Source organism: Novosphingobium sp. CECT 9465 (assembly GCF_920987055.1).
Classification (GTDB): Bacteria; Pseudomonadota; Alphaproteobacteria; order Sphingomonadales; family Sphingomonadaceae; genus Novosphingobium.
In genome coordinates this window covers 2,208,640-2,229,580 of the sequence record NZ_CAKLBX010000001.1, presented here as the reverse complement: position 1 = coordinate 2,229,580, position 20,941 = coordinate 2,208,640, and the positions used below count along the sequence as shown (strand labels likewise).

Sequence of the window (20,941 nt, the reverse complement as noted above, 5' to 3'; positions counted from 1 at the left end):
TCGATCTGGATCCCCGCCTGCGCGGGGATGACGAAGGTGGACTTGGTGTTGTCGAAGTCCGACTTTGCGGCCGAACTTCGACGTTTAGCTTAAGCGAACTGCTTGCCGAAGGCGGTGAGCGCTTCGACGACCTTGGCCTTGGTATCATTGCCCAGGTCCTTGGTCGTGCGGATCTCGGCCAGCAGATCAGCCTTCTGCGTACGCAGGTAGCTGAGCAGTTCGGCTTCGTATTCGCCAACGCGGTTCACCGGGATGCTGTCCAGGTAGCCGTTGGTGCCAGCGAAGATCACCACGGTCTGCTCTTCGAAACCGAGCGGCGAGAACTGGGGCTGCTTGAGCAGCTCGGTCAGGCGCGAACCACGGTTGAGCAGCTTCTGGGTCGAAGCATCGAGGTCCGAACCGAACTGCGCGAAGGCCGCCATTTCGCGGTACTGCGCCAGCTCCAGCTTGATCGACCCGGCAACCTTCTTCATCGCCTTGGTCTGTGCGGCCGAACCGACGCGCGAGACCGAGAGGCCGACGTTGATGGCCGGACGGATGCCCTGGTAGAACAGGCCCGTTTCAAGGAAGATCTGGCCGTCGGTGATCGAAATCACGTTGGTCGGGATGTAGGCCGAAACGTCACCCGCCTGGGTTTCGATGATCGGCAGAGCCGTCAGCGAACCGCCACCCAGCGAATCGTTCATCTTTGCAGCGCGCTCAAGCAGGCGGCTGTGGAGATAGAACACGTCGCCGGGATACGCTTCGCGGCCCGGAGGACGACGCAGCAGCAAGGACATCTGGCGATAGGCCACAGCCTGCTTGGAAAGATCGTCGTACACGATGACAGCATGCATGCCGTTGTCGCGGAAGAATTCGCCCATGGTCACGCCGGTGTAAGGCGCGAGGTACTGCAGCGGAGCCGGTTCCGAAGCGGTTGCGGCCACGACGATGGAATATTCCATCGCGCCGTTCTCTTCGAGCTGGCGCACGATCTGGGCGACGGTCGAACGCTTCTGGCCGATGGCGACATAGATGCAGTAAAGCTTCTTGCTCTCGTCATCGCCCGCGTTCGGGCCCTTCTGGTTGATGAAGGTATCGATCGCGACGGCGGTCTTGCCGGTCTGACGGTCACCGATGATCAGTTCGCGCTGGCCGCGGCCAACGGGGACGAGGGCGTCAATCGCCTTGAGGCCGGTCTGGACGGGTTCCGAAACCGACTGGCGCGGGATGATGCCCGGCGCCTTGACTTCAACGCGCTTGCGCTCGGTGTACTCGATCGGGCCTTTGCCATCGATTGGGTTGCCGAGACCGTCAACCACGCGACCGAGCAGGCCCTTGCCGACGGGAACGTCGACGATGGTGCCGGTGCGCTTGACGACATCGCCTTCCTTGATTTCGGCGTCCGAGCCGAAGATCACGACGCCGACGTTATCGGCTTCGAGGTTGAGGGCCATGCCTTTGACGCCATTCGAGAATTCGACCATCTCGCCGGCCTGTACCTGGTCAAGGCCGTGGATGCGGGCGATACCGTCACCCACCGAGAGCACGGAACCGACTTCCGAGACCTGGGCTTCGGTGCCGAAGCTGGCGATCTGGTCCTTGATGACCTTCGAGATTTCAGCGGCGCGGATTTCCATTTTCAGCCTTTCACAGAGCCTTGAGGCTTCAAGCCTTCATCGCCATGGCGAGGGAATTGAGACGGGTGCGGATCGAACTGTCGATCATCTGGCTGCCGATTTTCACGACAAGGCCACCGAGAATATCGGGATCGACGTTGGTCTTGAGCTTGATGTCCTTGCCTTCGCGGACCTTGAGCTTTTCAGCAAGGGCAGCGAGCTGGGCATCGTCGAGCGGGTGAGCGCTGGTCACTTCGGCGGTTGCTTCGCCGCGATGCGCGGCAGCGATCTGTGCAAAGGCGCGGATCACATCGGGCAACGCCGACAAACGACGGTTGCCTGCGAGAACGCCGAGAAAATTCTTCGTCAGGTCCGAAAGGCCGAGCAGACCCGCCACGCCACCCACCGCAGATGCAGCAGCTTCGCGGCTGACTTGCGGGTTGTGGATAAGGGCGGTGAGGTCGGCCGATTCGCTCAAGGCAGCGCCGACCTTTTCCAGATCGCCTTCCACAGCGGCAATGAAGCCCTGTTCATTCGCCAGATCGAACAACGCCGAAGCGTAACGCCCTGACAAGCTGGCTGTAATGCCGCCGGAAATCTCCACGCGCCGAAGTTCCTTCATCCAAGGATAAGCCGATGCAGACCATTGCCGGGCGATGAACACCCGGTGGCCTGTAGACGGGGCGCGCCTAGCAACGTCGGGCGCTTATGACAAGATGCGACGTACGCAGATGTGCATAGGTATGAGAGCAATTTTGCTGCAAGCGCATGTCAGGGTGCTGTCTGGCAGTTGTAACGCATGCGCTCATTCGGCTCCGGCGGGAGCAGCGCCTTGATTGCCTGCTGGTTTTCGCCGAACTTTCGCGCTGCCTCTTCGCCTGCCCCGCACGCCGGGGCACCGAGTCTGGCGCGCTCGGCGCGGGCCTTCGTCATCACGTCCAGACCGACAAGAAATCGCTCGACCGTGTACGTTCGCGTGGCGGGATCAAAGGTGTTCAGCGAAATCGCCTCTTCCTCGCCGGGCACGAGGACGCGCGACCAACCGTCCTGCGCCAGTCCATATTGCGATTTGCCGTTGACGCAGCCATCCTGCGTCCAGTCGAGCGTCACGTCGGTAATGTCGGACACGGTCACGCGGCTGCGCTGCGGATCGAGCACACAGATCATGGCGCCTGCGTCAGCGGTCTGCTCGGTCGGAGCGGTGCTTTCGCTGGAAGCGGGCGCGGGCTGCTCCTGCAATTCACGTGCGCGCCGATCGATGGAATCGAGCGATGGACGCAGGAACCATGTGATTACGGCGGCCAGCAGCAGCGCAGCGGCCCCGATCACGTGCTTGCGCTGGAACCGGCCGCGCCGCTTCGAGGCCTGGACCATGGCCCACCCGCCCGCGCCCAGCGCGCCGACCAGCAGCAGCGCGGCAAGGGCAAGGCCGTTGTCGCGTTCCGAAAGAACCGCCATTTCGGCGTCGCGACGCGCCTTGTCGGCAGCGCGCTGGCGTGATTGCGCCTGCGCTTCGGCGGCGGCGGCCTGGCGCGCCTGATCGCCTGCCGCGCGCGCGGCTTCGGCACGGTCGAGGTCTGCGATGGATCGGCACGGCAGCCCGCTGTTGCGGGCATCCACATTCGCGCGGCGCAGGAACGCCGAGAGTTCGCGCATCGAAATCGCGAAGTAGAACGCCGAATCGGTTCCGTTGTCGCTTACCGTGCCGAACGAATTGACGCCCAGCACACGCCCGCAGGCGTCGAGCAGTGGCCCGCCCGAATTCCCCGCGCCCAGCGGCGCGGTGTGCAGCAGGGTGTCGAACGAGCGCGAGGATCGCCCACCTGAGAGATAGCCGCGCGTCTTGACCGCGGCCTGCGGCGTGACGAGGTCTCCCATCGACAGCCCCTGCGCCAGATCGACGTTGCCGGGATAGCCCACGGCATAGACTTCTGCGCCATCGTCAGGCGCGCCGGGAAATAGCGTGATCGGGGTAAGAGTGCCGCCGCCTTCGATGCGCAGCAGCGCAAGGTCATTGCCGGGAGAATAGGCAACAAGCCGCGCCGGATAGCCGTTGCGACCCTCGGCGGGCACGACGCCCGCAATCAGCGTATCGTCATCGCGCAGTTGTTCGACCACATGGGCATTGGTGACGATCAGGTTGGGCGTCACCGCAAAGCCGGTGCCATGGGTAATCAGGTTGGCGCGGTCGCCATCGCTTTCGATGATGACGACGCGCACGACCGAGCGGCTGGCAGCGGAGATATCCGCCGGATCGGCATGGGCAAGCTGCGCGAGCAGGCCGGAGAAAAGGAGCAACAGGCAGGCAGTTATCAGTTTGGCGACACGCATGCGCCGCTTCTTGCGCCGTTTCGATTTGATCGCAAGGTGCGGGACGCCGTGATGCACCATGTCGTGCGAGAAAGCGGTGGTCGGACTGAAGGATTGTGAAGGAATTTCGAGATGCGCCGGTCATTTGCGGAAGCGGAAATTGGGGCTATCGCTTCCAGCCTTGCCCCGGAGAACAGTTGCGTGATTCCCGATGATGAAGCGTGGACCGCCGTACTGGCGCGTGACCGCGCCTGTGACGGGCGCTTTGTCACCGGCGTGTTGAGCACCGGCATCTATTGTCGTCCATCGTGCGCGGCGCGGCACCCCCGGCGTGAGAACGTCCGTTTCTTTGCCGATGGCGCGGCGGCGCGCGCTGCGGGCTTGCGCCCCTGCCTGCGTTGCCTGCCCGATGATGTGGCGCGCGATGAACGCGCCGTGCTTGATGCGATTGCCGCGATCAAGGCGGGTGAGACGACCGCTCTGGCAGAACTTGCTGCCCGAAGCGGCTATTCGCCATCGCATTTTCAGCGCATTTTCGTGGCACATATCGGGTTGTCGCCCGCAGCCTATGCGCGCGCCTTGCGGCAGGAACGTCTGGGCCAGGCGCTGGCCGGGGCTGAGCGGGTGACCGATGCAATCTATGATGCGGGCTTTTCCGGGCCTTCGCGATTTTATTCAGCAGCGAAAGGGCGGCTTGGCATGACGGCTTCGGCATGGCGTGATGGCGGGCGTGGCGTGACGATCCATTGGGCGGTCATGCCGACCTCGCTGGGGCCGATGCTTGTTGCGGCAACCGAAGTGGGCGTGTGCCGCCTTTCCTTCAATGAGGATGAGACCGCGCTGCAAATGCGCTTTCCCCATGCGGTACTGGTGCAGGGAGGTGAGGCGTTCGAGGCCTTGCTGGCTGATGTTGTGGTGGCGGTCGAGACACCGGGCGACCATTCGCATATCCCGATCGATGTGAGGGGCACCGCGTTTCAGGAAGCGGTGTGGCAGGCATTGCGACGCATTCCGCCCGGCGAGACGCGGTCTTACGCCCAGATCGCGGCTGAAGTGGGCAAGCCCGGCGCGGTGCGCGCCGCCGGATCGGCCAATGGGGCAAACAACGTGGCGGTGCTGATCCCCTGCCACCGGGTGATCCGTTCGGACGGATCGCTTGGCGGTTATGCTTACGGGCTTGAGATCAAGCAGCGATTGCTCGACAAGGAACGCGAAACAGCCGGGGAATGACGAATGGACGAGCCGCAGACCATACCGGGCACCCGACCCGGCATCGTGCGGCGGATCATTGCCTTTCCGTTGACGCTGCTGGTCATCGAAGTGCTGGTGGTGGCAACCGGGGCTTCGCTGGCGTCCGTTGCTTTGCAGAAGGTGGTGACGAGGGGAACGCCGGGCTATTTTCTCGGCGGGTTGACTGTCGCCCTATTGGCAATCGCGCTCTATCTGGCTTGCCGCCGGTGGATCGAGCGGCGGGCCAATGATGAATTGCCGTTTGCCACACTTTTGCGTGAATTGCCGCTGGGTCTTTTGATCGGCGCAGGCCTGTTCACCGCCATGACCGGGATCGTCGCGCTGATGGGGGGCATCTCCATAGAACGCTTCAACGGTATGGGTGCGCTCTGGGCCATGCTGGCGATGGCCGTAACCTCTGGCACGATAGAGGAAACCCTGTTTCGCGGCATCCTGCTGCGCCATATCGAAGCGATGCTGGGCACTTGGGCGGCGCTGGCGATCACATCGCTGCTGTTCGGCCTTGCGCATCTGACCAATCCGGGATCGAGCCTGTTTGCCGCCTTTGCCATTGCGATGGAGGCGGGCATCCTGCTTGGTGCGGCCTATCTGTGGAAGCGGCGGCTGTGGATACCCATCGGCATTCACGCCGCGTGGAATTTCACCCAAGGCTGGGTGTTCAGTGTCCCGGTTTCGGGAGGCGAGGCCCCCGAAGGCCTGTTCATCACCGCGCGCAACGGGCCGGAGTGGCTGACCGGCGGTGCCTTCGGGCTGGAAGCGAGCGTGATCGCCATGCTGGTTGCCACCGCAGCAGGATTGCTGCTGCTGGTCCGCGTGGTCCGGCAGGGCGGGATCAGGCCGCCGATGTGGGGGCAGCGCTAACGCGCCCAACCAGGTTTCGCGGGTGTGAGCGTTTTCAGGAATGTTTCAGCGCTTTCCAGATAGGTGGCGCGCTTGTCCGCACTCAGCCGTCGCCATGTAGCATAGGGCTGAGCAAGACGATGATAGCCTGAAAGTGCCTTTTCGTTACGGTCAAGGAAGTGCCAGTAAAGCGCGTTGAACGGGCAGGCATCGGGGCCGGTCTTGGCCTTCACGTTGTAGGTGCACCCGCCACAATAGTCGCTCATCCGATCGATATAGGCACCACTCGCGGCATAAGGCTTCGATGCCAATCTGCCCTTGTCGGCATGCAGCACCATGCCCGCCACATTGGGCCGTTCCACCCATTCGAAAGCGTCGGCATAGACCACCAGAAACCAGTCGGCGACGTCCTGCGGACGCAGCCCCGCAAGCAGCGCGAAGTTTCCCAGCACCATCAGGCGCTGAATATGGTGGGCATAAGCGTTGTCGCGCGTCGTGCGAACGCAGTCCGACAGGCAGCGCATCGGCGTTTCGCCAGTCCAGTATAAATCGGGCAGGGCGCGCTCGGCGTTCAAGCCGTTGGCATCCGCGAGACCCGGCATTTCCAGCCAGTACATGCCCCGGATATATTCGCGCCAGCCGATGATCTGCCGGATGAAGCCTTCCACCGCCTCAAGCGGCGCCCGGCCTTCGCGCCATTCGGTTTCGGCACGGCGGCACAAGTCGAGCGGATCGAGCAGGCCGATATTGATGGCAGGCGATAGCGCGGCATGGAACAGAAAATCCTCCCCCGCCACCATCGCATCCTGATACTTGCCGAACAGAGGCAGGCGTTCTTTGAGGAACACGTCGCGCGCGGTTTCGGCGTCTTGTCGGGTCACAGGCCATCCGAACTTTTCCAGCGAGCCGAAGTGCCCGGCGAATCGTTGCTCGACCAGCGCGAACACTTCCCGCGTGATGGCGTCGAGCTTGAACGGCGGGACTTGCGGTGAAGCAAGCCCCCTTTCTGGCCCACCCCGATTGGCCGCATCGTAATTCCATTTGCCGCCGACAGGTTTGTCCCCCTCCATCAACAAACCGGTCTTGCGCCGCATATCGCGATAGAACCACTCCATGCGCAGTTCCTTGCGCCCTGCCGCCCATTCATAGAAATCCGTCAGCGGGCAGATGAAGCGCGTATCGGGGAGGATGCGAACCCGCACCGGCATTTCGGTTCGCCACTGCTCCATCGCCTCGCGAACCCGCCACTCGCCGGGTTCGGTGGCCTGTATGCCGCGCGCGCCATGACGTGCAACGGCGCGGGCGACCTCGCCGGTGAAACTGCCGGTGTTTTCGGCGTCATCCAGCCTGACGTAATCGACCGCCCAACCCGCCGCGCGCAGTTCTTCGGCAAAGTGGCGCATGGCTGAAAGGATAAGCGCGATCTTGGCCTTGTGGTGGCGGACATAAGTCGTCTCTTCGGCCACTTCCATCATGAGTATCACGGTGTCGCTTGGCTTGCGGTCGGCAAGGCTGGAGATGTCAGGTGTAAGCTGATCGCCGAGGATCGGGACGAGGACGGGACCGGGCATGGCGCTGCAATGGCCGAGCGCGCAATTGGTTCAACCTGCCTGTTCGTTCACACGAAGCTGTAAGGGTCGATATCCACCGCCACGCGTACACCGGGCGGGAAGCGCAGCGGGGCCAGCCATTCGCGGATCACGCGCTGGATTTCGCTGGAGCGTCGGGCGTTGACCAGCAGGCGGTAGCGATAGCGACCGCGCAGCAGCGATAGCGGGGCCGGGGCGGGGCCGAGGATCATCACATCGGCCAGATCGGGTGCGCTGCCGCCGATGCCGCGCGCCGCATCGCGCGCTTCGGCTTCGTCCTCGCTGGAAACGATGATGGCGGCCCAGCGTCCGAACGGCGGGGCACCGGCATCGCGGCGCGCCTCGGTTTCGGCAGCGTAGAAGGCGTCGCGGTCCCCGCTTGCCAGCGCCTCTATCACCGGGGCTTCGGGGTGGCGGGTCTGGATCAGGACTTCTCCGGGCTTTTCACCGCGCCCGGCGCGTCCGGCAACTTGTGCAACCTGCTGGTAAGTGCGCTCCGCCGCGCGCAGATCGCCGCCTTCCAGCCCCATGTCGGCATCGATCACGCCCACAAGCGTCAGTTCGGGAAAGTGGTAGCCTTTGATGACAAGCTGCGTGCCGACGATCACGTCGATGGCCTTGGCGCTGGCCATTTCCACGAACTCGGCGGCCTTGGCCGGGCTGGTCAGCGTATCTGACGTGACCAGCGCAACGCGCGCTTCGGGCAGGATTTCCGCCACTTCATCGGCGATGCGTTCAACGCCCGGCCCGCAGGCGACAAGGCAGTCAGGCTCATGGCATTCAGGGCAGGCTTCCGGCGTCGGCACTTCATGCCCGCAGTGGTGGCAGGCAAGGCGGCGCGACAGGCGATGTTCAACCAGCCACGCCGAACAATTGGGGCATTGGAACCGATAGCCGCAAGTGCGGCACAGCGTCAGCGGGGCATAGCCGCGCCGGTTGAGGAACAGCAGTGATTGCTCGCCCTTTTCCAGCCGGTCCTTCAGCGCCTTGACCAGTGGCGGGGCAATCCAGTGGCCGCGTTCGGGCTGATCGATGCGCAAGTCCACCACCTGAATGTCGGGCATCGTCGCGCCACCGAAGCGGCTGGGCAGGATCACGCGTTCATAACGCCCGCTCTCGGCCATCTGGAGGCTCTCCAGCGCGGGCGTGGCACTGGCAAGGATCACCGGCACACTTTCGAAGCGGGCGCGCATCACCGCCACGTCACGGGCGTTGTAGCGCACACCGTCGTCCTGCTTGAACGAAACCTCATGCGCTTCATCGACCACGATCAGGCCAAGGTTCGCGAACGGCAGGAACAGGGCGGAGCGCGCGCCGACGATCACTTGCGCCGTGCCCATCGCCACCGCGCGCCAGGCACGGCGTCGTTCGGACGATTTCAGCGCCGAATGCCACGTTACGGGCGAAACCCCGAACCGCGCCTCGAAGCGCTTCAGGAACGTCTCGGTCAGCGCGATTTCAGGCAGCAGGACGAGAACTTGCCGCCGGCCCTCGATCGCGGCGGCGATTCCTTCGAAATAGGTCTCGGTCTTGCCCGATCCGGTCACGCCATCGAGCAGGTAGGGCTGAAACTCGTGCGCGTGGACCGAGGCGACGAACCGTGCCGCAACGCCCATCTGGTCTTCGGACAGATCAGGCGCCGCATGCGATGGATCGGCGGGCGGATAGGGCCGGTCCGAATCGACCAGCACAGCCTCAAGCAGCCCCGCATTGACCATGCCGCGCAGCACCGCATCCGAAACGCCTGCAATCTCGGCCAGCTCGCGGATCGTCGCCTGTTGTCCGTCGAGCGCTTCGATGGCCTTGGCGCGCTGCGGTGTCAGGCGGCCGGGCTCGTTCCCGGTCAGGCGATATTCGGTGATCGTGCTGCCCCCGCGCAGCGCGCCGGTGCTGGACAGCGCCATCCGCGCGACCGAGGCCAGGGGAGCGAGGTAGTAGTCCGCCGTCCATTCGATCAGGCGACGCAACGGGGCGGGGAGGGGCGGCACTGGCAGCACGGAAAGCAGCGGGCGCAGCTTGTTCGCGGGAACTTCGGTTGCGGGGAGCCGTTCCGCTTCCCAGACCACGCCGATGATCTGCCGTGGCCCCAGTGGCGCGATCACGACGCTGCCGGGTTCCACGTCCATGCCTTCGGGCACACGATAGTCGAGCGGACCCAGCGCGGCGTTGAAGACAAGGCATCGGACACGGTTCATGTTGAACCGCCTATATGGGGCCGGGATGCGACGGGCAAAGCCTGCCGCAAAAGGAATTGAGGAGAAAGCCATGTCGCAGCTTCAGGTATCGCCGAATCGCCGGGCCGTTCTTGGTGGCATGACATCGCTTGCCGTGCTCTCGCTGGCGGGCTGCGCCACGTTCCCGGCGTTCACGCTGGAAGACGCCGTGCGCAGGTTGCTGTACGTATCGACCGACCGCGCCTTTGCCCGCCTGCTGCAACCGGGCGGATTCTGGGACGATTCGGTGGCGCGCCTCGCCTTGCCCGAAGTGATCGGCAATCGCGGCGGGATCATGCAGCGAATATTGACCGGCCCGATCTTCCGCGAACGTCTCCAACGCGCGTTCAACGACATGGCCTATGACGCGGCGGAACGCGCGGCCCCTGCGGTGACCGATGCCGTCCGCACCATCGGCATCCGCAATGCGTTGGCGCTGCTGCGGGGCAGCGATCCGATGGCGGCGACCAATTTCCTGCATCAGGAAATGGGCACGAGCCTGATCGCGATCATGGTGCCCGAATTTGGCGATGCCCTCCGCGTCAGCCGCGAACCGCTGGTCGGGGAAGTGCTCGCCGCGCTGACCGGCGTTGACGTGGGCGGGATCGCCAATTCGCTTGCGTTTGAGGCGGACAACGCGATCTTCCGCGCCATCGGTCGCGAGGAAGCGGCGATCCGTGCCGACCCGCGCTCAACCAACGACCCTGTCCTGATGGGCGCGTTCGGCATCAAGTAGCGGACTGACAGACGCGGTCGCCTTGCCTATAGGCGGGGGAATCATTCTCCCGTCTGGAAGGCCTGCCCCCATGAAGTTCTTCGTCGACACCGCCGATACCGCCGAAATCGCAGACCTTGCCGCCACCGGCCTGCTTGATGGCGTGACCACCAACCCGACCCTGATCGCCAAGGCGGGCAAGGACTTCATCGAAGTGACGCGTGAAATCTGCGGTCTGGTCGATGGCCCGGTTTCGGCTGAAGTCGTCGCGCTCGATCACGCCACGATGATGCGCGAGGCCGAAGTGCTGCGCAAGATCGCCGACAACGTGTGCATCAAGGTGCCACTGACCATCGATGGCCTGAAAACCTGCAAGGCGCTGACCGGCGAAGGCACCCAGGTCAATGTCACGCTGTGCTTCTCGGCCAATCAGGCGCTGCTGGCGGCGAAGGCTGGCGCGACCTTCATCTCGCCCTTCGTGGGCCGCCATGACGACAACGGTTTCGATGGCATGGACCTGATCCGCGACATCCGCCTGATCTATGACAACTACGCCTTCGAAACCCAGATCCTTGTCGCCTCGATCCGCCACGGCATGCATGTGCTGGAAAGCGCAAAGATCGGTGCAGACGTGATCACCGCGCCGCCTGCGGTCATCAAGGGCCTGTTCAAGCATGTCCTTACCGACAAGGGCATCGAAGGCTTTCTTGCCGACTGGGCCAAGACCGGCCAGAACATCGTCTGATCCGAACTTTTTGATACGAGTGCATCCGTTTTGGCTGACGAAACCCCTCTCGACCGTTTCCGTTCGGTGCTGACCGGCACCGCCCGCGCGATCTCGCTCGATCCGGAGGTTGAGGTGGCGTGGACGGCAGACGCGGCGGTGCAGTCGGGCAATTCGATGCGTGTGCCCATGCCGGGCCGCACACTGCAGCCTGAACAGGTGGCGCAGGCGCGCGGATCAGCCGATTCGATGGCCTTGCGCCTCAGGCATCACAATGCCGCGCTGCATGGCCGCAACGCACCGACCGAAGCTCTGGCGCGGGCCTGCTACGATGCCGTGGAACAGGTGCGTTACGAAGCGCTCGGATCGCAGGACTTTGCCGGTATGCGCGGCAACCTTGATGCAGCGCTGGCCATGCGCATGGCCTCGGACCCGATCGCGCGCGCCACCCGGCCCGAAGAAGTACCCCTGCCATCGGCGCTTGCGCTGCTCCTGCGCGAAAAGCTTACCGGACAGGCCGCGCCCGCCAGCACGGACGTCGGCATGGCGATGGTGCGCAGCTGGATCGAAAGCAAGGCCAGCGACGATTTTGCGGGACTGGCGCAGTCGCTCGATAACCAGCGCGCATTTCAACAACTGGCGCTGGACATGCTCCAGCATCTCGAACTGACACAGTCCGCCAGCGAGCAGGACGAGGAGAACGAGGAAGACGAAGGCGAGGATCAGGAGGACGACGGCGAGGAAGAACCGGATTCGTCAGACGACCAGAATCAGGAACCGTCCGAGGTTGCGGGCGACACCAGCCAGGGTGACGAGGATTCGGACTCCGAGCAGGATATCGAGCAGAACGACGATGCTGCCGATGCCGATATGTCGGATGAGGGCGAGGAAGGCATGCTGCCAACGCGCCCCAATCGGCCATGGACCGATCTGCCCGAAAACTTCGATTATAACGCCTATACCACCCAGTTCGATGAAGTGATCTCGGCGACCGAACTGTGCGACGAAGAGGAACTGACCCGGCTGCGCGCCTATCTCGACATGCAGTTGAAGGGCTTGCAGGGCGTCGTCACCCGTCTGGCCAACCGGCTTCAGCGCCGACTGATGGCGCAGCAGAACCGTTCGTGGGATTTCGATCAGGAAGAGGGGCTGCTCGACGCTGCCCGATTGGCGCGCGTCGTGATTTCGCCGGGCCATTCGCTGTCATACAAGATCGAGCGCGATGTCGAGTTCAAGGACACGATCGTCACGCTGCTGATCGACAATTCCGGCTCAATGCGCGGGCGGCCCATTTCCATCGCGGCGATCAGCGCGGACATCCTGGCGCGTACGCTGGAGCGTTGCGGCGTGAAGACGGAAGTTCTGGGGTTCACCACTCGCGCGTGGAAGGGCGGGCAAAGCCGCGAGGCTTGGCTATCGGGCGGAAAACCTGCACAACCCGGCCGCCTCAATGACTTGCGCCACATTGTTTACAAGAAGGCTGATGAGCCGTGGCGGCGCGCGCGCAGAAACCTCGGCCTGATGATGCGCGAGGGCCTGCTCAAGGAAAACATCGACGGAGAGGCGCTGCTGTGGGCGCACAGCCGGGTTCTGGCGAGGCCTGAAGACCGCCGTATCCTCATGGTCATCTCCGATGGCGCGCCGGTGGATGATTCGACACTTTCGGTCAACAATGCGGGTTACCTTGAACAGCATTTGCGCAAGGTGATCGACTGGATCGAGAAGCAATCGCCGGTCCAGCTCGTAGCCATCGGCATTGGCCATGACGTGACGCGGTACTACCGCCGCGCCGTCACGATCATGGACGCCGAACAGCTTGGCGGCACGATCATCGAGCAACTGGCCGACCTGTTCGAGGACGAATAGCGCGGCTTGACCGTCAGGCCCTAACCGGGCAGTCGAACCGGCATGAGCGAGATGTCCGTCAGCGAAGCCGTCCTGTCCCGTCGTTCGATCCGGGCGTTCAGGCCCGACGCGGTGCCGCTGGAGCTGTTGCGCAGAGTGATGGACAAGGCGCGCTGGGCGCCTTCGGGGTGCAATTTTCAGCCATGGGAAGCGACCATCGTGGCCGGAGCACCGCTGGCGGACTTGCAGCGCAAGATGCTGGAGGCCCCGTTCCAGGACCCGCAGGAATACAGCTTCAGCGCACCTGAAGCGATCCCGGAATGCAAGGCGCGCCTGAAGCAAGTGGGCGCTGCGATGTATCAGGCGATGGGCATCGGTCGCGCTGATGCCGCCGCTCGCGCAGATTTCATACGCAACAATGTGTTGTCGTTCGGTGCGCCTGCGGTCCTGATGTGCTATTTCGACAGGCGGATGGGGCCGCCGCAATGGTCCGATACGGGCATGTGGTTGCAGACGATCATGCTGCTCTTGCGTGAGGAAGGTCTCGACAGCTGCCCGCAGGAGTTCCTGTCCTTCCACGCGCGATTGATCAAGGAAGCGATCGGGGTTTCGGATGAAACGCATATCTTTTTCTGCGGCATAGCGATTGGCTATCGCGATGCGACCGCGGTGGTAAACGGGTTCGAACGCGCCCGCGAACCGGTCGAGGGGAATGTCCGCTTTCTCGGTTTCTGATCGGGATCGAAGGCGACCGGCGTCGAATTGATACAATCACCACCGCTTTGCCGGGTGTATCGGCATTGGCAGCAGCGGGGCAATGCGCCTATGCTGTGCGCAACAGCATAAGACTCTTCGGGCATCGCAGGTTATTCGTGGCAAGGTCAGGGGCAGCGGCCCCGGCTGGGAGAGCGCGCAATGCGATACCATAGGGCAATGAACTGGGCAGCACTGGCGGCTGGCGTCGCAAGCCTGGCCTTGTGTGGTACGTCGGCTTCGGCACAGGATGGATCACTGTTGTTGAAGGACAGTTTTCCGCTCGGTTCGGGGGGCAGCAAGGCGCTGTGCCAGATGCAATCGCGCACGGTGGACGCGGCAAATCGCAGTCCGATGGACCGGACGTGGGCCATCGTCTGCCGCGATTCGGCGCTGCCCGTGGGCCATGTCTTCGCGCTCAGGCAGGGACAGGACGATGTGCTCGCCCGCCTTGCGGACCGGCGCAAGGCCAGTGCCAATTGCGCAAGTGCGATGACGGCATCTGTGGCCGGGCGGATGCGCCAGGACTGCCGCTGGATCGATCCTGATCTCGCTTATGAAGTGGTCAGCATAACCCGCGGAAAAACCGTCTATGTTGTCGAAGGTTTTTCCGCCTATCATGGCGCGCTGGACCTTGCGCTGCGCTCGGTGTTCGCTGATCGCGTCATCGATGAACCTATCGAGGTTGCGACGACCTCGGTCAATGACACCGAATCCTATGCGCGTATCCAGGCGCTGACTCTCGATCCCTCGACCGCCTTGGCCGAAGGTTACCGCCGCAACAGTTCTGGCGACTATGCCGAGGCCGCTGCCTTTTTCGAAACGCTCGACCAGCGCCAGGCATCAACCGGGGATGTGCCGATCGACCGGGTGGAGTTTCTGGTCAATGCCGCGCTCCAGCGGTCCAACCTGGGCCAGTTCGCAGATGCTGACAGGTTGTTTGCGCAAGCTGCTGCAATGTCGGCAGGAAGTGGTGTGGTAGAGCGGCTGCGGCGCAATTATGAAGCGGTCCATCTGCTCAATCAGGGGAAGTATGAAGCGGCGCTGGTGCGGCTGGGCGAAGCCTTGCGGCAAACCGCATCGCTGGGCGCGCAAACCCTGCGTGATACGATGGAACTCACCCCGTCTGTGGCGCGGCGCATCAATGCATCGGACATGACCGCCAATGCGATGGGTCTGGTAGACGACTTGCGCCTGACCGATGACGAGCGCGCCACGATTCTTGATGCCCAGACCCTGCAATTGAAAGGTACGGCGTGGCGGCTGACAGGAAACCGTGCCGATGCGCGCACGGCGCTGGAGCAGGCACAAGCGCAGGCGCTGGCGGTTCGCAACGGACGGGTCGTGTCCATCGTGCGGATGCGCGCGCAACTTTTGTCGGAACTCGCCGCGCTGGCCGAAGAAGAAGGCCGGACCGCCGATGCGGAAAGCCTGCTGCGCTCGGCCGTCGAGATTGTTGGCGTACAATATCCGGAGACGCGCAGCATGGCCGCGGCGCAAGCGCGATTGGCCGCGTTTTTGACGCGCCACGGCAAGGCCGATCAGGCCGCACCGATCTATCGCGAAGTCGTTGCGCGTTCGGTGGAGCGCGAGAACGGTCTTTCCGGCCTTTCGAAGCAGATGGCGCCGTGGTTCGACATGCTGGCAGGTCAGGCGCAGGCCGATCCGGCAGCCAGCGATGCATTCTTCATCGCCAGCCAGGTTCTGGTACGGCCGGGCGTTGCCGAAACACAGGCTGTGCTTTCACGCGAACTTTCGGGTGGAAGTGACGATGCAGCAAGGCTTTTTCGGCAATCGAACAGCCTGTCTCGCGGCATCGAAAGGACACGCATGACTTATGCGGCGCTCCAGCGGCTGGACGATGCCTCTGCCCGCACGGACGAGATCGCCGAAGCTGCCAAGCGCATTCAGGATCTGGAAGCGCAGGAACAGGCAACCATCATACAGCTTGCGAACTTCTCACGCTATTGTGTTGTTTCTCAGAGGGTAATTTCAGAAAAAGAATTGCGTGAAGGCCTCATGCCGGGCGAGGCCTATGTCAAGATGGCGGTGCTCGGACCAGACGTGTTCGTCTATTTTGCCAACAAGGATCGTGCCATCGGCTATCGTGCGCAGATTTCTGCACGCGAACTTGAGAAGTCGGTCCAGACCATCCGCAATTCGATCTCGCGCTTCGATGGCAGGCAATATGTGACGAGCGCCTTTGCCGCAAACGAGGCCCATGCGCTGTATACTGCGCTGTTTGCACCGGTTGCACAGGATGTTGCCACCGCCCGTCACCTGATCTTCGAACCGGACGGTGCGATGCTGTCCTTGCCGGTCAACGTACTGGTTGCCGATGCCAAATCGGCAGAGGCTTATGTCGAGCAGGCAGCCCGTCCAAGCGGCGATCCGTTCGATCTGCGCGGGATGAACTGGCTCGCGCGTGACAAGCTGGTGTCCACGGCAGTTTCGGCGCGTTCGTTCATGGATGCGCGCAAGCAGCCGGGATCGAAGGCGAACGAGGCTTATCTGGGTATGGGGCGCAATACCGCCGTGTCATCCGCAAGTGTCCTTCGCGGATCCCAGGTTCGCGGGGCGGACGGTGCGGCGATGGCCGATTGCAGCTGGCCGCTGGCGACGTGGAACCGCCCCATATCCGAAGCCGAACTGATAAACGCCCGGACCCTGCTGGGATCGCAGGGCGCTGACCTCATGGTCGGACAAGCTTTCTCGGATACGGCAATCAAGTCCCGCCCAGACCTCGATAATTTCCGCATCCTGCATTTTGCGACGCACGGTCTGGTCACGCCACCGCAACCGACCTGTCCGGCAAGGCCCGCGCTGGTCACCTCGTTCGGGCCGACCGGTTCTGACGGCTTGCTGAGCTTCTCAGAGATTTTTGACCTGAAGCTCGATGCGGACATGGTTATCCTGTCGGCCTGCGATACGGCCGGGCAGGCAGACATATCGGCAACGCGCGCGGCGGGTATCGTCAGTGGCGGCGGCTCGGCGCTCGAAGGATTGGTGCGCGCGTTCATCGGGGCGGGCAGCCGGTCGGTGCTGGCCAGCCATTGGCCCGCACCGGATGATTTCAATGCAACCGCGCGCCTGATCAACGGTCTTTTCGAAGCACCTGCCGGAACGTCTTCCGGTGAAGCCCTGCTCAAGGCACAACAGGTGCTCATGGCTGACGTCGATACCTCGCACCCTTACTACTGGGCTGGGTTTGCAGTCATCGGCGACAGCGCAAGGCCGCTGGTTTCGCGCACGGCCCGTATGGCGATGGCGCAGCCTGCGCGCATCGCGAAGGGGAACTGAAGAATGCCTCAATCGGGCGCAAATACCAGAAACAGTCCGCGCGAAATGGGCCTGGCCGCACGGCGCGGCATGAAGCAGCTTGGCTGGCAGAGGATGGGAATCGCCGCCATTCTTGTGGCGCTGGCGCTGTATTTTGCGTTCAATTCCTGGCGCTTGCCTCTGCTGCACGATGCCGAGGCCGCGCTCTACGATATCCGCGCCGCCAGCTTCGCACCACCGACCGATACCGACAAGCGGATCACGATGGTGGTCTACACCGCCGACACCAATCGCGCGACCGGGCAGATTTCACCGGTTGACCGCACGATTCTTGCAAAAGCGCTGGTGCAGATCGACCAGCTGGGCGCCAAGGGTATTGGCATCGACGTGTTGTTCGATAGCCCGCAAGATGACGATGATACCCTGCGGGCATCGCTCAAGGCCATGCGAACGCCGGTTTTCCTGGCCTTTGCGGACAACCGAACCAATCCCAATGCGATAACTTACGAGCAGGAACAGGACTTGCGCGCCTTCATGGCATCTGCGCAGACCGATCTGGTAAAACCTGCATCGATCCTGCTTGAAACCGATGCGGACAATGTGGCGCGCCGCTGGCCGCGGCAGCATGCGGGCCTGCCGCCTTTGCTGTCGCTGGCGTTGACCAATGGCGGGCCGGACGCCGATCCTCGTTTTGCGAAGTACACAGGCCCGATCCGTTACCGCATCCCCACCGCCAGCGACCGTCCGGTTTTCGACAAGATTCCGATCGACCTGCTGGCCGACCCGGAAACCGCTCCGCTGGTCGCAGAGGCGGTCAAGGGGCGCTATGTGCTGATTGGCGGCGATTTTTCAGACTTCGACCAGTTCGATACGCCGTTCACGCGCACCGGTAATCCGGTGACTGGCGAAACGCGCATGATCGGCGTCGAGGTTCACGCCTCGATGCTGGCGCAATTGCTGGACAAGGCCTGGAAGGCGCCGCCCGCCATGTGGGTTAATGTGCTGGCGGCCTTGCTGGCTGTAGGACTGGGTGCGCTGACAGCGCTGGTCCAGACGCGCACATGGGTGCTGGCGCTGGCGGTGATCGCGCAATTCGGCTTTTTCCTTGCAGTGCCATTCGTGGTCGAGCGCGCGGGATTCGACACGCTGGGCCTGCCCGCAACCGGCTGGCTGGTCGGCTGGCTGATCGCTTACACCGCGCTGAGTTCCAGCTTGCGCGCGATCAACGCGGCACAGCGCGAATTTGCGCAAGGCGCGCTGGGCAAGTATCTGCCACGCTCTGTTGCCGCTGAAATCATGCGCAACCCGGAACGCCTTTCGCTTCATGGTGAAAAGCGCGAAATATTCTGCCTGTTCAGCGATCTGGAAGGCTTTACCAAGCTGACGCATGCGGTCGAGCCGGAAGTCATCGCACGGTTGCTCAACGATTACCTCGATCGGTTGAGCGCGGTGGTGCTGCAATACGGCGGTACGCTCGACAAGTTCGTGGGCGATGCGGTGGTGGCCTTCTGGGGCGCGCCGATTGCCTATCCCGACGATGGTGAGCGGGCGGTGAAGGCCGCCTATGCGATGTATCTGGCGGGCGAGGAGTTTCGCAAGGCTGTGCCCGAAGGCGTACCGAAAATCGGACGGACGCGCGTGGGGCTGCATTATGGCGATGCTGTGGTGGGCAATTTCGGCGGCGAGGGTCGCATCCAGTACACCGCGCTCGGCGATGCCATGAACACCGCGGCGCGCCTTGAAGGGGCGAACAAGCCGCTCGATACGAAAGTTCTGGTCAGCCGGGAGGCGGCGGAACGGTCGGGCCTTGACTGGTTCCGGCCTATGGGTTCGGTCACGCTGCGGGGGCGCAAAACCCCTGTTGATATATTTGAGCCGGTTCCAGACATGGCCGCAGAGAAGCGCAATCTGGCAAGAGATGCCGTCAGCGCGCATTCAGCGGGTGAGGTGGAACGTGTGCAGGCTCTCACAGACACGATCCTCGAATCGGCGCATGAAGACGATGCAATGATGAATTTGATCGAGAGACTGCGGCATACGCACAAGGGAGAAAGTTATGTTCTGGGTTGATGCACCATTCACGCGCGGAGGGGCCGCAAAGGCTGTTCTGGCAGGTGCTGCGGCCATGGCCGGGCTGATGCTGGCGGGCGCTGCCTGCGCGCAATCGGTGGTCGTGCGATCGACCGGACCTTCCGCGGCGACCTATCCCCAGGGCAAGAAGCTGGCGGCAAATTCGGCCGTCACGCTGCGGGCGGGAGATCTCGTTACCGTGCTCGACAAATCGGGTACGCGGGTGCTTTCAGGGCCGGGCACGTTCACGCTGAACGGCGCGGTCAATCGCGACGCTTCGGGCGGCACGGCACTGGCAGCGATGATGGCGCGCGGTGGCGCCGCACGTACGCGGACCGGAGCAGTGCGCGGCGCCTTGTCTGCGCCGGTTCCCGCCGCGCCCACAGGGCCGGAGAACGTCTGGCATATCGACGTGAGCAAGGGCGGCACCTACTGCGTAGCCGATCCCGCCACGCTGGTCATGTGGCGGCCCGCCCGCACCGATGAAGGCACCGGCAAGCTGCTTTCGCAGGACGGCAGCAGCGCCGATGTGACCTGGCGCGCGGGCAGTGCGCTGAAGGTCTGGCCGTCGGCGAGTGTGCCGGTAGTAGACGGGCAGACTTACACTTTCAGCAACGCGGTCGGGGCGCCGGTCAAGATACGCACCATGTTGCTGACCGCAGTGCCGAGCGATGAAATCGAAGTAGCGGCGGCAATGGCGGGCAAGGGCTGCACAGCCCAACTCGATCTCCTGGCAAATCTGGCTGCGGCCACGCAGGCGGGAGGCTGAAATGGCGGTTTCAACAGGCGGGAAAGCCCAGCGAACGATCGCGATGATCGCGGCATTGACGCTTGGCATCGGGGCTTCGGCACAAGTGCTGGCGCAAGCGGTCGTCGTGCGGTCAACTGGCCCATCGGCGGTGAACTATCCCAAGGGCAAGCGCCTTCCGGCTAATGCCGCGGTAACGCTCAAGGCGGGCGACGTGGTGACGGTGCTCGACAAGGCAGGTACGCGGATTTTGCGCGGAGCGGGCACCTTTTCGCTGAACGGCGCGGTCAACCGCGATCGCGGAGCCGCGGCCTTGCTGGCCCGTTCGTTGAGCAATCCAGCATCCGTGCGGGCAGGGGCTGTGCGTGGCATTGGCGATACGTCTGGCGAAAATATCCTGCCCGTAAGCATCTGGCTGGCCGACACCGAGCAAGGGGGCACGGTCTGCGTTCCTCGCGGCAGCGATCTCTATCTGTGGCGTACCGCTAATTCGCGGCGCAGCTTCACGTGGCTGACCGAGGCGACCGGCGGGGAAATGGTGCGAATGCAGTGGCCGCCCAAGACGGTCGGCATTGCGTGGCCCAAGACAATGCTGGCGCCGCAGGAAGGCCGGACTTATCGCATCTATGATGAAGCGACGCCTGACACTGTGGCCGAATTCCAGATCGTGATGATCGAGCCGGAGGCCGTCCCTGCCGATGCAGAGGCGCTGGGCACGTTGTTGCTGGACAATGGCTGCAAGGCACAGTTCGATTGGCTGGCGGAATCACTGGCAGAAGAACCGCCGGTTGTTTCACCCTGATACGGGAAGGTGAAAGTCTGGCTTGACCGAAAAGCTTTGATTTGGAGGTTTAGGCAGTAATAAGCCGAAGGATAAATGACATCACGGGTCGCGCCTGATGGAGAGTAGAGTCGAATGGCCTATCGCGAACCTGTGTCGCTCTCTGGCAGAGCGCGTTACCCTGCATGTGCTCCGGGGCTGATAAGGTCAGCGCGACGCATTCGG

15 protein-coding genes are annotated in these 20,941 nt (G+C 63.2%); 10 read left to right on the top strand and 5 right to left on the bottom strand.

Annotation, left to right across the window (positions count from 1 at the left end):
* Positions 1 to 89: 89 nt before the first annotated feature.
* The 3 genes from atpA to LUA85_RS10710 all read right to left on the bottom strand — a co-directional run bounded on the left by atpA (position 90) and on the right by LUA85_RS10710 (position 3,896).
* Positions 90 to 1,619 (bottom strand): F0F1 ATP synthase subunit alpha, encoded by a 1,530-nt coding sequence (gene atpA / locus LUA85_RS10720; protein ID WP_231469561.1) that lies wholly within the window; start codon positions 1,617 to 1,619, stop codon positions 90 to 92.
* 28 nt (positions 1,620 to 1,647) lie between these two features.
* Positions 1,648 to 2,202 (bottom strand): F0F1 ATP synthase subunit delta, encoded by a 555-nt coding sequence (locus LUA85_RS10715; protein ID WP_231471838.1) that lies wholly within the window; start codon positions 2,200 to 2,202, stop codon positions 1,648 to 1,650.
* Between the two features lie 167 nt (positions 2,203 to 2,369).
* Entirely contained in the window at positions 2,370 to 3,896 is a 1,527-nt protein-coding gene (locus LUA85_RS10710; RefSeq protein WP_231469559.1) for a S1C family serine protease, read from the bottom strand.
* Positions 3,897 to 4,040: 144 nt separating this feature from the next.
* Here LUA85_RS10710 and ada point away from each other — a divergent pair, with 144 nt between their 5' ends.
* Complete coding sequence (gene ada, locus LUA85_RS10705) at positions 4,041 to 5,138, top strand: bifunctional DNA-binding transcriptional regulator/O6-methylguanine-DNA methyltransferase Ada (protein ID WP_231469557.1); 1,098 nt, start codon at positions 4,041 to 4,043, stop codon at positions 5,136 to 5,138.
* Positions 5,139 to 5,141: 3 nt separating this feature from the next.
* Positions 5,142 to 6,020: a CPBP family intramembrane glutamic endopeptidase gene (locus LUA85_RS10700; RefSeq protein ID WP_231469555.1), complete on the top strand. Its 879-nt coding sequence runs from the start codon at positions 5,142 to 5,144 to the stop codon at positions 6,018 to 6,020.
* Here LUA85_RS10700 and LUA85_RS10695 read toward each other — a convergent pair.
* The gene (locus LUA85_RS10695; protein WP_231469553.1) at positions 6,017 to 7,570 is read right to left on the bottom strand and encodes a cryptochrome/photolyase family protein; all 1,554 of its coding nucleotides are present in this window, start codon (positions 7,568 to 7,570) and stop codon (positions 6,017 to 6,019) included. The two genes, LUA85_RS10700 and LUA85_RS10695, sit on opposite strands and share 4 nt — an antisense overlap.
* Positions 7,571 to 7,617: 47 nt before the next feature.
* The gene (locus tag LUA85_RS10690; protein WP_231469551.1) at positions 7,618 to 9,783 is read right to left on the bottom strand and encodes a primosomal protein N'; all 2,166 of its coding nucleotides are present in this window, start codon (positions 9,781 to 9,783) and stop codon (positions 7,618 to 7,620) included.
* A gap of 70 nt (positions 9,784 to 9,853) precedes the next feature.
* Between LUA85_RS10690 and LUA85_RS10685 the strand changes: the two genes are divergently transcribed.
* From LUA85_RS10685 to LUA85_RS10650, 8 genes are all read left to right on the top strand, one after another.
* Positions 9,854 to 10,537 carry a DUF4197 domain-containing protein gene (locus LUA85_RS10685; RefSeq protein WP_231469549.1) on the top strand — a complete coding sequence of 228 codons (684 nt, stop codon included), beginning with the start codon at positions 9,854 to 9,856 and terminating at the stop codon, positions 10,535 to 10,537.
* Between the two features lie 70 nt (positions 10,538 to 10,607).
* Positions 10,608 to 11,261 carry a fructose-6-phosphate aldolase gene (gene fsa, locus LUA85_RS10680; RefSeq protein WP_231469547.1) on the top strand — a complete coding sequence of 218 codons (654 nt, stop codon included), beginning with the start codon at positions 10,608 to 10,610 and terminating at the stop codon, positions 11,259 to 11,261.
* A 30-nt stretch (positions 11,262 to 11,291) separates the two neighbouring features.
* Positions 11,292 to 13,106, top strand: coding sequence for a cobaltochelatase subunit CobT (gene cobT / locus LUA85_RS10675; RefSeq protein WP_231469545.1), 1,815 nt, complete (start codon positions 11,292 to 11,294; stop codon positions 13,104 to 13,106).
* A gap of 42 nt (positions 13,107 to 13,148) precedes the next feature.
* Entirely contained in the window at positions 13,149 to 13,820 is a 672-nt protein-coding gene (locus LUA85_RS10670) for a nitroreductase (RefSeq protein WP_371823676.1), read from the top strand.
* A gap of 198 nt (positions 13,821 to 14,018) precedes the next feature.
* Positions 14,019 to 17,138, top strand: coding sequence for a CHAT domain-containing protein (locus tag LUA85_RS10665; RefSeq protein WP_231469543.1), 3,120 nt, complete (start codon positions 14,019 to 14,021; stop codon positions 17,136 to 17,138).
* Between the two features lie 45 nt (positions 17,139 to 17,183).
* Positions 17,184 to 19,187, top strand: coding sequence for an adenylate/guanylate cyclase domain-containing protein (locus LUA85_RS10660; protein WP_231469541.1), 2,004 nt, complete (start codon positions 17,184 to 17,186; stop codon positions 19,185 to 19,187).
* Complete coding sequence (locus tag LUA85_RS10655) at positions 19,174 to 19,956, top strand: hypothetical protein (RefSeq protein WP_231469539.1); 783 nt, start codon at positions 19,174 to 19,176, stop codon at positions 19,954 to 19,956. Before LUA85_RS10660 ends, LUA85_RS10655 begins: the two co-directional genes overlap by 14 nt.
* Position 19,957: 1 nt before the next feature.
* Positions 19,958 to 20,737 carry a hypothetical protein gene (locus LUA85_RS10650; RefSeq protein ID WP_231469537.1) on the top strand — a complete coding sequence of 260 codons (780 nt, stop codon included), beginning with the start codon at positions 19,958 to 19,960 and terminating at the stop codon, positions 20,735 to 20,737.
* Positions 20,738 to 20,941: the final 204 nt, after the last annotated feature.

Bases quoted from the DNA above. Each gene is read 5' to 3' on its own strand.
- atpA (WP_231469561.1), bottom strand. From the start codon at position 1,619: ATGGAAATCCGCGCCGCTGAAATCTCGAAGGTCATCAAGGACCAGATC.
- ada (WP_231469557.1), top strand. From the start codon at position 4,041: ATGCGCCGGTCATTTGCGGAAGCGGAAATTGGGGCTATCGCTTCCAGC.
- LUA85_RS10700 (WP_231469555.1), top strand. From the start codon at position 5,142: ATGGACGAGCCGCAGACCATACCGGGCACCCGACCCGGCATCGTGCGG.
- LUA85_RS10695 (WP_231469553.1), bottom strand. From the start codon at position 7,570: ATGCCCGGTCCCGTCCTCGTCCCGATCCTCGGCGATCAGCTTACACCT.
- LUA85_RS10690 (WP_231469551.1), bottom strand. From the start codon at position 9,783: ATGAACCGTGTCCGATGCCTTGTCTTCAACGCCGCGCTGGGTCCGCTC.
- LUA85_RS10685 (WP_231469549.1), top strand. From the start codon at position 9,854: ATGTCGCAGCTTCAGGTATCGCCGAATCGCCGGGCCGTTCTTGGTGGC.
- fsa (WP_231469547.1), top strand. From the start codon at position 10,608: ATGAAGTTCTTCGTCGACACCGCCGATACCGCCGAAATCGCAGACCTT.
- LUA85_RS10670 (WP_371823676.1), top strand. From the start codon at position 13,149: ATGAGCGAGATGTCCGTCAGCGAAGCCGTCCTGTCCCGTCGTTCGATC.
- LUA85_RS10665 (WP_231469543.1), top strand. From the start codon at position 14,019: ATGAACTGGGCAGCACTGGCGGCTGGCGTCGCAAGCCTGGCCTTGTGT.
- LUA85_RS10660 (WP_231469541.1), top strand. From the start codon at position 17,184: ATGGGCCTGGCCGCACGGCGCGGCATGAAGCAGCTTGGCTGGCAGAGG.
- LUA85_RS10655 (WP_231469539.1), top strand. From the start codon at position 19,174: ATGTTCTGGGTTGATGCACCATTCACGCGCGGAGGGGCCGCAAAGGCT.
- LUA85_RS10650 (WP_231469537.1), top strand. From the start codon at position 19,958: ATGGCGGTTTCAACAGGCGGGAAAGCCCAGCGAACGATCGCGATGATC.